This window comes from Oceanicaulis alexandrii DSM 11625, from assembly GCF_000420265.1.
GTDB lineage: Bacteria > Pseudomonadota > Alphaproteobacteria > Caulobacterales > Maricaulaceae > Oceanicaulis > Oceanicaulis alexandrii.
Map to the genome: position 1 here is coordinate 238,905 of NZ_ATUP01000001.1, position 14,120 is coordinate 253,024.

Below are 14,120 nucleotides of genomic sequence, written 5' to 3' on the forward strand. Positions count from 1 at the left end.
AGGCCGATCCGATTGTCTAACAGCGCTCGCGTATCAGGGAGCTAGTATCCCCAGCGCGAGAGTCAAGTATTAGGACTTGGTTTTCGCATACCCCTTGCACCACCTGGAAATCAATTCCTGAGTGCAGAGCTAGGGAAATTGAAGCAGGACCCGTAAGCTTTCCATGCCCGACGTTATCATTCCCGGCCCGGCCGGCCGCCTTGAAGGCAAATACAGCCCGTCCAAGACCCCTGGCGCTCCTGTCGCACTGATCCTGCACGCCCACCCGCGCGGCGGCGGTCATATGGACACGCCGGTCAGCACCATGATGTATGACGAGTTCAAGGAACGCGGCTTCTCTGTGCTGCGGTTCAATTTCCGCGGCGTCGGCCGCAGCCAGGGCACGTATGACCAGGGCCTGGGCGAACTGTCAGACGCCGCCACGGCGCTCGACTGGGCGCAGGCGCACAATCCCAACGCGTCGTATTGCTGGGTGGCCGGGCATTCCTTCGGCGCATGGATCGCCATGCAGCTTCTGATGCGCCGTCCGGAAATCGCCGGCTTCATCTCGGTGTCTCCGCCCACCAACATGTATGATTTCAGCTTCCTGGCGCCCTGCCCGGCGTCCGGCCTGATCGCGCATGGGGAATCAGACGCCATCGTCCCGCATGACGAGATGGAGCGCGCCATGAGCAAGGTGCGCACCCAGAAGGGCATCATCATCACCCATGACATCATCAAGGGCGCCGGCCATTTGTTCACCGACCATCTGGAACCGCTGGAAGCGTCTGTGAAGACCTATCTCGACAAGCGGCTGCCTGAAGTGGATATCGAACGCGCCGAGATGGCGAACACCGGCAAGCGCTAGGCCGCCAGTCGACTCGCCTGCACATTTCAAAAGCCCCGGCCCGTCAGGCCGGGGCTTTTTGTTTGCGCTCAGAGGTCAAACGCTCAAGGGCGCGCGATCCGGCCCCCGGTGAGCGGCTGCGCAATCCCCGTGGTGCCCGGAAAGCTGATCGGCAAGCCGCGCAGCGTTCGCGCCGCCAGCACCGCAAAGGCTTCCGCCTCGATCAGATCGCCGCGCCAGCCGATCGCTTCCGCGCTGCAGACCGACATCCCTGTGACTTCGCTGATACGGCGCAAAAGATCCGCATTCTTCCGACCACCACCGCAGACGATCAGCCGCTCGGGACGTTCAAGACAAGCCGCCAGCCCCTGGCCAATGGCTTCAGCGGTGAACTGGCTCAGCGTCGCCGCGCCGTCTTCCACCCTCAGATTGCGCGCCGCATCGAGGGAAAAATCCCAACGGTCGAGCGATTTGGGGCCTTCCAGCGCGAAATGCGGGTGCGCCAGCAAGTCCTCGAGCCCCGCCTCATGCACGCGTCCTTCAGCCGCCAAAGCGCCATCCCGATCCATAGGCTGCCCCGTGCGTTCCTCCACCCAGGCGTCGATCAGTCCGTTGCCGGGCCCGGTGTCGAAGGCGTCCAGCGATCCGTCCGCGCGGATCAGGGTCAGATTGGCGACGCCGCCAATGTTCAGAACGCCCAAAGGCCGTTCAAGACCCGACCCTTGCGCCAGCACGGCGTGATAAATCGGCGCCAGCGGCGCGCCCTGCCCGCCAGCGTCCATGTCAGCGGTGCGAAAGTCATACGCCACCGGCACGCCCAGACGCTGCGCCAGCGCGGCGCCGTCACCCAGCTGACAGGTCCGGCCGGAGCGGTCCCGCTGTGGCGGTATATGGATCACCGTCTGGCCATGAAAGCCGACCAGATCAATCTCGGCCAATGTCAGCCCGGCGCGTTCGGCCACAGCCTCCACAGCGCGGGCATGGGTCTGGGTGAGCACGTCTTCGGCCTGCTTGAAAATCTCAGGCTCGGCGCCCTCAAAACGCCAGTCGAGCGCAGCATCGACCGCCGCTTTCAACACCGCGCGCTCTTGCGGCGAGAACGCGGTTTCCGCTCCCGGCCCGAACCGCGTGATGGTCTCGCCGTCCGTCTCAAGCAAAGCGGCGTCCACGCCATCCAGCGAAGTGCCGCTCATCAAACCGATGCAGATCATGGCGTATCCTGTTGAGGCTCATCTGGAGCTGTGTCGGCAGGGTCTTCAGCGGCCACCGCCGGTTCGTCTGCAGCCGCCTCTTCGCGATCTTCGCGCGCTTGCTCCTGTTCAGCGCGGCGGTCCGCCTCCAGCGCCTCAAGCTCACGCTCCGCAGACGTACCTTCGAAGATGCGGCGAAACACGCCCGGTGCGAGCGCGGACAGCGGATTGGCGCTGACGCGCGTTTCACTGAACGGTCCGCTGACCGAAAACGTCACGCCAATCACGCCCTCACCGCGGCGCGAGGTCAGAAGCTCGCCCAGAACCGGAACCGAACCCAGAACCGAATTGACGCCGTATGAGGGCAAGAGCGTGCCGTTCACCGACATGCGTTCATCGCTGAAATCCACAAGCCCGTTCCAGGTCGCGCCGAGAGACGCCCCGGCGACGCGCGCTTCACGCATTTCAATGATGCCGTCCTGCCAGACAAACTCGCTCTCCAGTCGCTCAAAGCCGATGCCCTGACCGCTGAGCAAACCGCCCAGCCCTTCCAGCGAGCCGGCCGCCAGAATGCGCGCCAGCAAAGGCATGCGGTTGAGTGTGAACTCCGCCACTTCAATGTCGCCGCTCACACCGCCCGGCTGTCCCAGAGGGGGCGCTTGCCCGTTCAGTCTCAAGGCGCCGCCGTAAATATTGTCAAACCCGGCGAAAGCGGAGAGCAGAAGGCCCGCGTCAGGGCCCAACGCGCTCAACCGACGCACGCCGGTGTCCGCTTCAGGTTCGAAACGCACGATGACCGGGCCCTGCGCCGCATCGGCCTCGAGAACAAACCGTTCAACACCTTCCGGCCGCACATTCAGCACCAGCCCCACATCCGTGAAACGCTGATCACGCACCAGAACCCGATCCAGAACGCCCTCAAAATTCACCGATGCGCCCAGGGTCGCGCCGCCGCCAGACGGCGCCGCGATCCCGAACAGGTCTTCAGCGTCCATGAAAGGGCCCTGAACCACGATCTGCAGCAATCCTTCCGGGCCGTCAGGACGGGAAATCTCTGCACTGAGATCCAGCCTGTCGCGAACGAACACCCGAGACGCCTGCGCGGCCAGCAATCGCCCGTCCGGCGCCAGTTCAGCACTGGTCTCGAGCGCCACGTCTTCGCCGGTCAGCCGCAGACGGTCGAGCTGCACCGCGCCGTCTTCCGTGACCCCCGCTTGCAGGGAGGCGGCGGCCGGCTCGCCGGCGGGTTTGTCCCACAACCCCGCAGGCAGGGCGATGGCCGCGTCCTGTAGATCGAGCTCCAGCGCCATTTGCGAGAAGGCGAGGCCTCGACCTTCGATCGTTGCGTCAACGCCCACCGCGCCATCCATGAAACGCCGCAAGGGCAAGCCGATCTGGTCCAGCTCCCGCGCGGTCATGACAGAGTTTACACGCACTTGCGTCGAGTTGACCTCCGGGTCGAGGCCGAACGTCTCCGTCCATACAAGATGAGCATCCGCCGACGCGATCTGTGCATCCCCTTCCGCGCGCAATCCTTCAGGATTGATCGTCAGGGTCACTGCGCCCTCAGAGAGCGCAATGCCGGGCGGCCCAGCCGGGCCAGAGACATCCTCAAACCGGCCCGTAATGTCAAAACCCAGATCCTCGGCCGGGACGGTGCGCAACATCGGACGGCGGATTTCAAACTCCAGCTCGCCCTGCCCCCCAAAGGCTGCAGGATCAAACCCGTACTCCGTCGAAAGATTGAGCGGCGGCTCACTGACGAGCGCCAGGAAGTCAGAGACGCCGCCCAGCCCCGTGCCGCCAAAGCGGGCCAACGCGCCTTTAGGGTTCAGCCGCGGGATGTCCACATAGATCCGCGTCGCTTCCAGCTCACCGATGGCGCCGCCCGCGCCTTCGAGGCTGAGCGAATTGCCCCGCAGCACCGCTTCCCCAGACAGCCCCAGCAGCGGCGTCATCGTGCTCATATAGCGCACATCCGCATCGGAGAACTGGAAGCTGAGCGTCAGGTCCTCATCCGCAATCGTTTGTGCGGCCAGCGCCTGAGCCGTGAGATTGAGGTCCAGCGTCGCACTGGTCACCCGACCGTCCAGAATGCTGTCTCGCACCCAGTCCCGGGCGCCGAGCGCAAAATCGACAGGCCAGTGATTAAGCACGTCTGTCTTGGTCAGCTCGCCTTCAACCGGGCCGCTGAGTTTGACGGTCGGAAGCAGCCCCGCAATCGTCTGCTCCATCGCCAGGGAGCCCGTCATTGATGCTCGGGCGGCTGGCAGCACCGCGTCCAGCGTTTCAAAGCTGATCAGGCTTTCTTCAAGGTCCAGCGTTCCCGCCAGTTCGGCTGACCGCCACTGCAAGGGCTCGGGAAAGGCGCCGTTGAGATCAAGACGCCCTGCGCCAGAGCTCAACTCGTAGCGTGCGCGCGCTGGAATCGCATCGTCATAGTCGGAAAAGTCATAAAGCGCGCCGCTGAGCGACAAGGACAGAAGATCGGAATCCACATCCAGCGTCCGCAGATCAAGACGCCCCGCATCGACATCCAGCGCTGCGTCAATCAAGGCCTGGCGTATCTCCGTCTGCCCCCCGGCCAGGCGGACAACGCCGGACTGCGCCTCCATCTGCAGGCTGGCCTGGCGCAGGCCCTCCTCTCGCGAAGCGTCAAATACAAGGTGCATGTCAAACGGCGCGTCCAGCGCGGAGACGCCCGCGAACGGGCCCTGCAAAGGCGCAGAAGCCGCAGGCACCAGATTGGACAGCCGCGCCTCGACGAACACGCTCTCCAGCGAACGGCCTGTCTGCACATTCAGGGTGATCGGCGCCATGCCGGCTGAGGTGACCAACCCGCCCTCAGCCCGAAGCGACACCACGCCCTCCGACAGGTTCATCGCGCCGCCCATGCCCGTGAACAGCCCCGTCCAGTCATGATATTCTTCACGCACCTGCAAGGTCACGTCAGAGACGTCAACCATCAGCAAACGTGAAAACACCCGACTGGCCTGATCCATGTCGAAATCCGGCGAGACGCTGTCGGTGTCCTGAGCGGCGCCAAACCGGTCTTCCAGCGCGCCCAATCCCCCCGTCAGACGACCAAGCTCGTCGCGATACAGCCAGAGCGTGCCGCCGCGCGCTTCAAGGCTCACCGGCGCAATCCGACCTGTCATCAAAAGGTCCAGCGCCAGCCCCGCCTCGATCAGGTCTGAGGAAATGACAACTTCGCCGCCCTCACGCGTGATGCTGACATCACGCGCGGTGACAACCAGCGCGGCGAGCGCAGGATCAAAGCTCAGTTCAAGATCACCGATCGCAGCCGCATCCCCCTGCACTGCTTCCAGAAGCACTTCCGTGACCACTGGGCGCATCATCTCGGCGTTGACCGGGCCTTCGGCGAGGCGCCACAGCGCTGCGCCAAACGCCACCACAGCCAGCGCCAGAAGCGCAGCGATGGCTTCAAGCACATACACAAGGGACAGGCGGGCGATACGGCGCATGTGAACTCAAAGTCGGGTCGCGACTGGACGTGGCGGGGCGAATTGACAATCTTCCGGGCCAGAGCTTCGGAAATCATCATCAAGGACGACACTCATGAGCGAGCTTAAGCCCGGCGACAAGGCCCCAGACTTCACGCTTCCTGCAGATGGCGGCCGACAGGTGTCATTACGTGAGCTGAAGGGCAAATCCGTCGTCCTGTATTTTTATCCCAAGGATGACACGCCTGGCTGCACGAAGGAGGCCATCGGCTTTTCCGAGCATATTGACGCATTCGAAGCCGAAAACACGGTGGTCATCGGCCTGTCCAAGGACACCGTAGCCAAGCATGACAAGTTTCGCGACAAGCATGAGCTGAAAGTCATGCTGGCGTCTGACGAAGACGGCGTCGTCACCGAAGCCTACGGCGCCTGGGTGGAGAAGAACATGTATGGACGCAAATACATGGGCATTGAACGCTGCACCTACCTGATCGGACCTGACGGCGTGATCCAAAAGGTCTGGCGCAAGGTGAAGGTCAAAGGTCATGTGGAGGCGGTTCTGGACGCGGTGAAGTCTGCGTGACGGAACAACACTCCAAACCGTGCGTGATGGAGGCGGCGGCGCGCGTGGTCGCCACCCCCGCCCCTGACGACAAGACCCGACTGGCGCGGGAGACTGCCGCCGCTTGGCGGGCGGGCGCCCTCGCATTGCCGGACAGGGACGCCCCCTGCCGAGCGCCGGATGCTCCGGGCCGGCCCCCGCACCCGGAGCTGAAACCGCCCGGTCAGACGCCGCGGCGGCGATTGGGCAGTCTTGAAGGCCGCTTCGCCCTGATGCATGCGGTGGCGCATATCGAGTTCAACGCCATTGATCTGCATTTTGACATGGTGGCGCGGTTTGCAGGCGATCCCAGGATCGCTGACGACCAACGCGCCAGCTTTGTGTCAGACTGGATCAGCGTCGGCGATGACGAAGCGCGTCATTTCACCTTGGTGCGTGACCGTCTTCAGCAGATGGGCGGCGATTATGGCGACCTGGCTGCCCATGACGGCCTGTGGGAGGCGGCGCAGAACACTGCGCATGATCTGGCGGCGCGGCTTGCTGTCGCCCCTCTGGTGCTGGAAGCGCGCGGGCTGGACGTCACGCCGCAGATGATCGAGAAGCTGTCGAGTGTCGGCGATGCTGACAGCGTCGCCATCCTGAGCGTGATCTACGAAGAAGAAGTGGGCCATGTCGCCGCAGGCGCGCGCTGGTTTGACCATGTGTGCCGTGATGAGACCGACACGCCCGAACACTGCTTTCATCGGCTGGTCTCGACCTATTTCAGCGGCGCGTTGAAGCGCCCCTTCAACGATGACGCCAGGGCTGCTGCGGGCTTGCCGGGCTGTTTCTACGAACCTCTGGCTGAACAGCTTTCCTGAAACCAGGGCTTGCATCTGATGCCGACGCACCGGACATTTTCCAATGCGTCCCATAGGGACCGGAACAAGGCTTGCAACGGACCAGTTGATAAACGATGCGTTATCATGCGAGATAGCGCATCGAGGGGCGAGGATAGCGAGGCGAACGCAGTCGGATGGTGAAACGACTACTGGCCGGGCCGTGGGAGCAGATCAAGCAACGCTTCCCTGATCGGCAGATCTATCATCGGACCGAGGGTCAGGTGAGATACTTCGCTATCACGACCGAGATGCAACTCTCGGCTATCGGCGGCGTGTGTCTGCTGGCGGTGTGGTTATCCCTGACAACTGTGGGCATGTTGCTGGACGGCCGAGCCGATCAGCGCGCCAAGCAGCAATTCGCCCAGATCGAAGCCGAATATCAAAACGAGGTAGATGAAGCGCGCGCCGCCGAGGCCGCCGCCATCGCCTATATGGAATCGCGCACGGACGCCTTTGACCGCACGGCGGGCGAATTCCAGATGCGCCATGATACGCTACGCCGTCTTCTCGACTTCGCCGACGATCTGTCTGTGGGCGAAGAACGCGAAAGCCCCAGCCTGGATGAGGGCCGGATTCTGATGGCCGCCTCACCCGCCGATCCCGATCCGCGCCAGGCCCTGGTTGACCCCGTCGGTGAAGAAGCCTTCGACGGCCTGGCTGAAGAGCGCGTCGCTGCGCTTCTGGCCGATCAGGAAGCGGCTCTCGCCGAAGCCGAGAACGCCGCAGAACGCCGCCTTGAGAATTTGCGCGCGGTTCTGCGCCTGACCGGCATGCGCGTGGATGAAGCCATGCAAGAAGGCCCGCTGGAAGATGAAGATGGCGGAACCGGCGGCCCTCTGATCAGTCTGGACCAGGCGCCGCTGTTCAGTGACGCGCTCAATCTGGACGACCCGTTCAATGCGCGCGTCGCCCGCATCGCAAACCGGATTGTGGAGAGCGAACAGGTGGAAAGCCTGCTCAACGCCACGCCTCTGGGTCTGCCGATTGAAGGCCCGTTCCGCGAAACCTCGCGCTATGGCGCTCGCATCGACCCGTTCACCCGCCGGCTGGCCATGCATGCCGGCAAGGATTTCGCCGCCTTCAGAAACGCACCTATTGTGGCGCCTGCGCCCGGTGAAGTCGTTTACGCAGGCTGGCGGGCCGGGTATGGTCGCACCGTCGAAGTGGATCACGGATACGGGTTCCGCACACGATATGGCCATCTTCACGCGATCGACGTTCGCCGCGGCGATGAGGTGGAGCTGGGCCAAAGACTGGGGGGGATGGGATCGACCGGACGTTCCACCGGCACGCATCTCCATTATGAAATCTGGTTCCGCGGCGAACACATTGACCCCGAAGATTACATAAGAGCCGGACGCTATGTTCACTAAAAAAGATACGCCCCCCAGCGACAACCAAGCCGCCGCCGTTCCTGCTCCGACCAAGAGGTCCGCCATGAAAGCCAAAGCCCCATCCATCCTGAGCGCTGATCTGAAAATCACCGGCTCCATCGTGTCCGACGGCGAAGTTCAGCTCGACGGCTCTGTGGAAGGCGATGTGCGCGCGACGGATCTCACCATCGGCGAGGAAGCCTCCATCAAGGGTGAAGTGGTCGCCGAGAACGTGGTCATTCGCGGCCGCGTCGTCGGCTCCGTGCGCGCCCGCCAGGTGCAGCTTTCCGCAACCGCCCGTGTGGAAGGCGATGTGATCCACGCCACGCTGGCCATTGAAAGCGGCGCCTTCTTTGACGGCCTGTGCAAGCGCTCTTCCGATCCGCTGTCGGACGCCAAATCCTCATCGGCGTCGTCCAGCAAGCCGGCCTCCCAGAGCAGCAGCGCCTCTACGCCGACCAGCGCCGCCTCCAACACCCCGCCGCGGGCCGCCGCCAGCGCGGACAAGGCTGTCGCCAACGATCCTTTCACCTCGAAATCCTAGGGTTTCAGGGACAGACACAGAAAAAGGGCCGGCGTTTCGCCGGCCCTTTTTTTTAATTCCCGTACACAGCGTGCTTTAATCCTCGTCAGATTTGCCCACACGCTGAGCCAGCGCCGCCCCCATGAAATCGTCCAGATCGCCGTCCAGCACCCCTTGGGTGTCTGAGGTTTCGACCTGGGTGCGCAGGTCCTTGACCATCTGATAGGGCTGCAGCACGTAAGAGCGGATCTGGTGCCCCCAGCCGATATCGGTCTTGGATTCCGCATCCGCCTGGGCCGCCTCCTCGCGCTTTTGAAGCTCCAGCTCGTAAAGCCGGGCGCGCAGCATCGTCCACGCGTTCGACCGGTTCTTGTGCTGCGAGCGATCGGTCTGACACGCGACGACGATGCCAGTGGGCTCGTGGGTCAGACGCACGGCGGAATCGGTCTTGTTGATGTGCTGACCGCCCGCGCCGGAGGCGCGATAGGTGTCCACGCGCACATCCTTGTCCTCGATCTCGATCTCGATGGTGTCGTCCACCAGCGGATAGGTCCAGACCGACGCGAAACTGGTATGACGGCGACCGGAGCTGTCATAGGGCGAGATGCGCACCAGGCGGTGCACGCCCGCTTCGGTTTTCAGCCAGCCATAGGCGTTCTCGCCCTTGATCAGAAGGGTAATGGATTTCAGCCCGGCTTCTTCACCGGCCTGGGCCTCAATCACCTCAACCTTGTAGCCGGACTTCTCCGCCCAACGCGTGTACATGCGCGCCAGCATGGAGGCCCAGTCCTGCGCCTCGGTGCCGCCGGCTCCGGGATGGATTTCCAGATAGCTGTCATTGCTGTCCGCTTCGCCAGACAACAAGGCTTGCAGTTCAGCCTTGCCGGCGCGCGCTTTAAGCCCACGCAGCGCGGTCGCCGCCTCCTCATAGAGCGCGTCATCGCTGTCCAGCTCAGCCATCTCGGCCAGCTCAAGCGTATCGGCGAGGTCGGTGTCGATCTCGCGCACTTCGGTCATGGACTGGTCCAGCCGGTTGCGCTCACGCATGAGCGCCTGCGCCTCTGAGGGCCGATCCCACAAGCCGGGGTCTTCGGCCTTGGCGTTCAGTTCATCGAGTCGTTTCTCAGCCGTAGGCCAGTCAAAGACGCCTCCGTAGCAAGGCGGTGGACTGTTCGATGGCGTCTTTAAGTTCAGCGATCTCGGCGCGCATGGCGGATCTCCTGATAGTCTGGGAAAAGGGTCGGATCGGGTCGATAAACGAGGCGCAGCCCCCGGACAAGGGACTGCGCCTGTTGTCATCGTGTGAAACGGCGAGGCTGAGCGCTAGTAAAGCCCGCCCAGTGCGTCCTCGTCATCATCATCATCGTCGTCTGCATCGTCTTGCGCGCCCGAAGAGAAGTCCACGCCCAACGCATTGGCGCCAAAGCTCAGCGTTTCCTCCGCATCGGTCTGACCGCGCTGAGGCTCGGTGCCGGGCTTGAACGCTTCCAGGATCACACCAGGACGTCCGATGACGGATGGCTCGCCGGTCTCGCGATCAATCGGCGCCAGGCTCACCCCGTCGGGCACGCGGAACGGCGCCACGGAATAGGTCTCAAGCGCCGCGCCCAGGAAATCGGCCGCCACCGGCGCGGCGACACGGCCGCCCGCCTCGCCCGAACCCAACGGCCTGGGCGTGTCAAAGCCGACATAGACGCCGACCACCAGATCAGGACTGAACCCCACAAACCAGGCGTCGTGGAAGTCATTGGTGGTGCCGGTCTTGCCGCCCAGCGGGCGGCCCAGCGAGCGCAGCGCCGTGGCGGTGCCGCGCTGAACCGCGCCTTCGAGCATATGCACGATCTGATAGGAAGTGACCGGGTCGATCACCTGCTCGCCCAACTCGGGCAATTGCGGCTCCTGAAGAGAGGGGTCATAGCCGCCGGGCACGTCACAGCCGACGCATTCGCGCTGGTCGTGAATATAAATCGTCTCGCCTGAGCGGGCCTGAACCCGGTCGATCAGCGCCGGCTCGATCAGGCGGCCGCCATTGACCAGAGCGCCATAGGCGCCGATCAGCCGCATCAGCGTGGTCTCGCCCGCGCCCAGCGACATGGCGAGCGTGGGTTGAAGGTCGTCATAAATGCCGGTCCGCTCGCCGATATCCACGATCGGCGCCATGCCCATATCCTGCGCCAGGCGCACCGTCATCACGTTCCGGGACAGCTCCAGCCCCCGCCGCAGCGTGGAGGGTCCGTAAAACACCTCCGAATAGTTCTGCGGGCGATAAAAGCGCATCTCGGCGTCGCCCGACGCCACGAAAGGCGCGTCCAGAATGATGGAGACGGGCGTATAGTCGTTTTCAAGTGCCGCAGCGTAGACAAACGGTTTGAACGAGGACCCCGGCTGACGACGCGCCTGCACCGCGCGGTTAAACTGGCTGTGCTGGAAGGAATACCCCCCCACCATCGCCAGAACCCGGCCTGTGAACGGGTCAATGGCGACAATGCCGCCATTGACGTCCGGCAATTGGCGCAAGCCGTAATGGTCGTCTTCAACGTTTTCTTCGGGCGCATCCTCGGCGACCAGATCTTCCACGATGACCACATCACCCAGCTCGAAGACGTCAGACGGCCGACCAATGGCGCCGCCCGTCCGCGGGAAGCCGTTCTCATCCCGACGCGGCTCACGCGCCCAGGCCAGGGCGTAAAGCGGGATGCGTCCGCGGCTGCGGTCGGCGAAGCCGATCAGCGCATCGCTGTCCGTCATCTCCAGCACCACGGCCAGACGCCAGCCCTCATCGAGGTCTGCGGGCGGCTCAATCTCGGCCAACTGGTCCGGCCAGGCGTCAAAGTTTTCCATCCGCGCGACCGGACCGCGATAGCCGTGACGGCGATCATAGGTCTCAAGACCGTCGCGCAGGGCCGCACGAGCGGCCAGCTGCATACGAGTGTCCAGCGTGGTGCGGATCGACAACCCGCCTTCATAGAGCTGGTCCTGGCCATAGCGGTTGAAGACTTCGCGGCGTACCTGTTCGACGAAATACTCCGCCGCCAGATACTCGTCGCCGTCCAGCCGCTCGGCGGTTTCCAGCGGCATTTCCATTGCCGCTTCGCCCTCTTCACGACTGATGACGCCATTGGCGATCATGCGCGAGAGCACCCAGTTGCGGCGGCCAATCGCGGCTTCGGTATTGCGGGTCGGATGGTAATTGCTCGGCCCTTTGGGCAGGGCTGCGAGATAGGCCGCTTCGTGCAATTCCAGCTCGTCCAGGGATTTGTCGAAATAGTTCAGAGCTGCGGCGGCGATGCCGTAGGCGCGGTTGCCCAGATAGATCTCGTTGAGATAAAGCTCGAGGATCTGGTCCTTGGTGAAGGCGCGTTCCATCCGGCGCGAAATGACGATCTCGCGGATTTTGCGGTCGATGCGCTGGTCCGAGCTGAAGAGGAAGTTCTTGGCCACCTGCTGGGTGATGGTGGAGCCAGACTGCAACGCCGCGTTGGGGTTGCGCAGACGCGCGATCACCGAGCGGATGCCGCCCCGGATCATGCCCAGATAATCCACGCCGCCATGATTGTAGAAATTCTTGTCCTCGGCGGACAGATAGGCGTCGATGACCAAGGGCGGGATGTTTTCGATCGGCACGAAGACGCGGTGCTCGATGGCGTATTCCTGGATCAAGCGCCCGTCGCCAGCATGCACCCGGCTCATGATCGGGGGTTCATATTCGGCAAGCTGCTGATAATCAGGCAGGTCTTCGGTGACGCGGACCACATAGACAGCGATGGCGATTGCCGCCACCACGCCCAGAACCACCGCCGCGCCCGCACCCCAAATCAAGGCGCGCAACGCGTTTTTCCAACTCAACAGCTTCATCTTGCCCTCTTAGACGGCGCGCAAGGCTTGCCCGCCCCCGCCTTTTGACGCCCGCACATGGCGCTATTATGGCGTGTCTCAGGCGTCAACCCAATGACGGATTCCGCACAGCTCCGGATTAACGGGTGCTGGAGGCGCTCACCGCATTCTGGGCGATATAGCGATCAGGGCCGCCGCCCTGGCAATGAGAGAAGTGCTCATCGATGGCGGACGCCGCCGATTGCATCAGCCGCCGCCGGTCCGTGGCGCTGTTCAGACGCCGGGCGTCATTGCGATTGGTCAAAAAGCCCATTTCAAACAGGACCGCTGGCACTTCAGCGTCGATCAACACCGCAAAATTGGCGCGCATGGCCGTCTCGCGGAACAAGGGCTGCACCCGGCCGACTTCGGTGCGTAGGGCATCCGCGAAGCGTTCAGACTGGCTTTCCTTGTTGGTCAGGGACATCTCGACGAGGATGCGAGAGACCTCTTCGGGACGGTTGGGGTCCACCCAGTCGCCCTGGCTGATGGCGCGGCTGCGCGCGCGGTCCACGGCCCGGTGATTCATCGAATAGACGGTCGCGCCCTCAGGCCCCGTAGAATTGCCTGCCGAGTCTGCATGGAGGGAAATGAACAGGTCCGCCTCGGCCTGGCGCGCGATCTCGACGCGGTCATACAGGTCCACATAAACATCACGGTCCCGGGTCATGATGACCTCATAGCGCCCGGTGGCGTTCAGGATGTCGCGCAGGACCAGACCGGCCGCCAGATTGACGTCCGCCTCATCCCCGCCGCCGAACCGCGCCAGCGCGCCGGGATCACGGCCGCCATGACCGGGATCGATCACCACGCGCACCGCTTCACAAGCCGGCGGCGCCGCCGACACGACCGCGTTTTCCACAAGGAACTGCGCCATATTGGTGCTTTCGGACGGAAAGCCCGAGGTTTGCTGAAACGCCGCGGCGCCCACAGGCGCCAGATCCACCACGGTGCGGTAGCCGCCGCCATCAGGGGCGAGCGAAAAATGATGATCAACAGTGGACGGCGAGTTTAGCGCAAACACCAGACGCGGCGCACCGGCCTGTCCGTCAAACTGGAACCGCCCCACCAGCCCCTCTCCTTGCCCCTGTCGATTAGGCAGGCCGGGAACGCTCCACCCCGCCTGGTCAAAGGAGACCACGAGACGCGAAACCGGCTCGGCCAGCGTAAAGGCGCGCGAATCAAGCGGCGTCTCGCTTTCAATGACGATGCGGGTGTGGGTCTCGTAAGCGCCAAAGCGCACATTCGTAATGTCAGACGCCAGCGCAGTCCCTGCGGACAACGCCAGGGCGCAAGCAACAAGACCCGCTAAAAATCGCATTCCGACCACCACCATGCCGAAGTCCCAAACGGGCTTTGCGTCATTTTAAGTCGCGCAAATGCTCCGATAAAACCACTGTAAAACGCCACGCCTTGAGATTCGGTTAG

The 14,120-nt window shown here is 63.4% G+C and carries 10 protein-coding genes; 5 read left to right on the forward strand and 5 right to left on the reverse strand.

The genetic code is table 11. The features are described from left to right. The first annotated feature begins 163 nt into the window (after window positions 1-163). Window positions 164-847, forward strand: coding sequence for an alpha/beta hydrolase (locus tag G405_RS0101165; protein ID WP_022699661.1), 684 nt, complete (start codon window positions 164-166; stop codon window positions 845-847). An 83-nt stretch (window positions 848-930) separates the two neighbouring features. On the opposite strand, the gene G405_RS0101170 is transcribed toward G405_RS0101165, so the two are convergent. Both G405_RS0101170 and G405_RS0101175 read right to left on the reverse strand, forming a co-directional pair. Further along, window positions 931-2,037 (reverse strand): anhydro-N-acetylmuramic acid kinase, encoded by a 1,107-nt coding sequence (locus tag G405_RS0101170; protein ID WP_022699662.1) that lies wholly within the window; start codon window positions 2,035-2,037, stop codon window positions 931-933. Next, window positions 2,034-5,501: a YhdP family protein gene (locus G405_RS0101175; RefSeq protein ID WP_022699663.1), complete on the reverse strand. Its 3,468-nt coding sequence runs from the start codon at window positions 5,499-5,501 to the stop codon at window positions 2,034-2,036. Before G405_RS0101175 ends, G405_RS0101170 begins: the two co-directional genes overlap by 4 nt. 94 nt (window positions 5,502-5,595) lie before the next feature. On the opposite strand from G405_RS0101175, the gene bcp reads away from it, so the two are divergent. The 4 genes from bcp to G405_RS14650 all read left to right on the forward strand — a co-directional run bounded on the left by bcp (window position 5,596) and on the right by G405_RS14650 (window position 8,840). Continuing rightward, on the forward strand, window positions 5,596-6,063 hold the full coding sequence (gene bcp, locus G405_RS0101180; protein ID WP_022699664.1) for a thioredoxin-dependent thiol peroxidase: 468 nt from the start codon (window positions 5,596-5,598) through the stop codon (window positions 6,061-6,063). Then, window positions 6,060-6,902, forward strand: a complete 843-nt coding sequence (locus G405_RS0101185) for a ferritin-like domain-containing protein (protein ID WP_022699665.1) — start codon at window positions 6,060-6,062, stop codon at window positions 6,900-6,902. Before bcp ends, G405_RS0101185 begins: the two co-directional genes overlap by 4 nt. Window positions 6,903-7,057: 155 nt before the next feature. After that, a complete protein-coding gene (locus G405_RS0101190) occupies window positions 7,058-8,296 on the forward strand; it encodes a M23 family metallopeptidase (RefSeq protein WP_022699666.1) in 1,239 nt (412 codons plus the stop codon). Between the two features lie 64 nt (window positions 8,297-8,360). Further along, window positions 8,361-8,840: a bactofilin family protein gene (locus G405_RS14650; RefSeq protein WP_051143325.1), complete on the forward strand. Its 480-nt coding sequence runs from the start codon at window positions 8,361-8,363 to the stop codon at window positions 8,838-8,840. Window positions 8,841-8,915: 75 nt separating this feature from the next. Here G405_RS14650 and prfB read toward each other — a convergent pair. The 3 genes from prfB to G405_RS16270 all read right to left on the reverse strand — a co-directional run bounded on the left by prfB (window position 8,916) and on the right by G405_RS16270 (window position 14,013). Continuing rightward, window positions 8,916-10,029 (reverse strand): peptide chain release factor 2 gene (gene prfB, locus G405_RS0101200; RefSeq protein ID WP_156861310.1). Its coding sequence is split into 2 segments (ribosomal slippage): window positions 8,916-9,959 and window positions 9,961-10,029, totalling 1,113 coding nucleotides; the frame shifts between segments, so codons are not numbered across the junction. 113 nt (window positions 10,030-10,142) lie between these two features. Next, window positions 10,143-12,674: a penicillin-binding protein 1A gene (locus G405_RS0101205; RefSeq protein WP_022699669.1), complete on the reverse strand. Its 2,532-nt coding sequence runs from the start codon at window positions 12,672-12,674 to the stop codon at window positions 10,143-10,145. 118 nt (window positions 12,675-12,792) lie between these two features. Next, window positions 12,793-14,013 carry an N-acetylmuramoyl-L-alanine amidase gene (locus G405_RS16270; RefSeq protein WP_160091578.1) on the reverse strand — a complete coding sequence of 407 codons (1,221 nt, stop codon included), beginning with the start codon at window positions 14,011-14,013 and terminating at the stop codon, window positions 12,793-12,795. Between the last annotated feature and the right edge of the window lie 107 nt (window positions 14,014-14,120).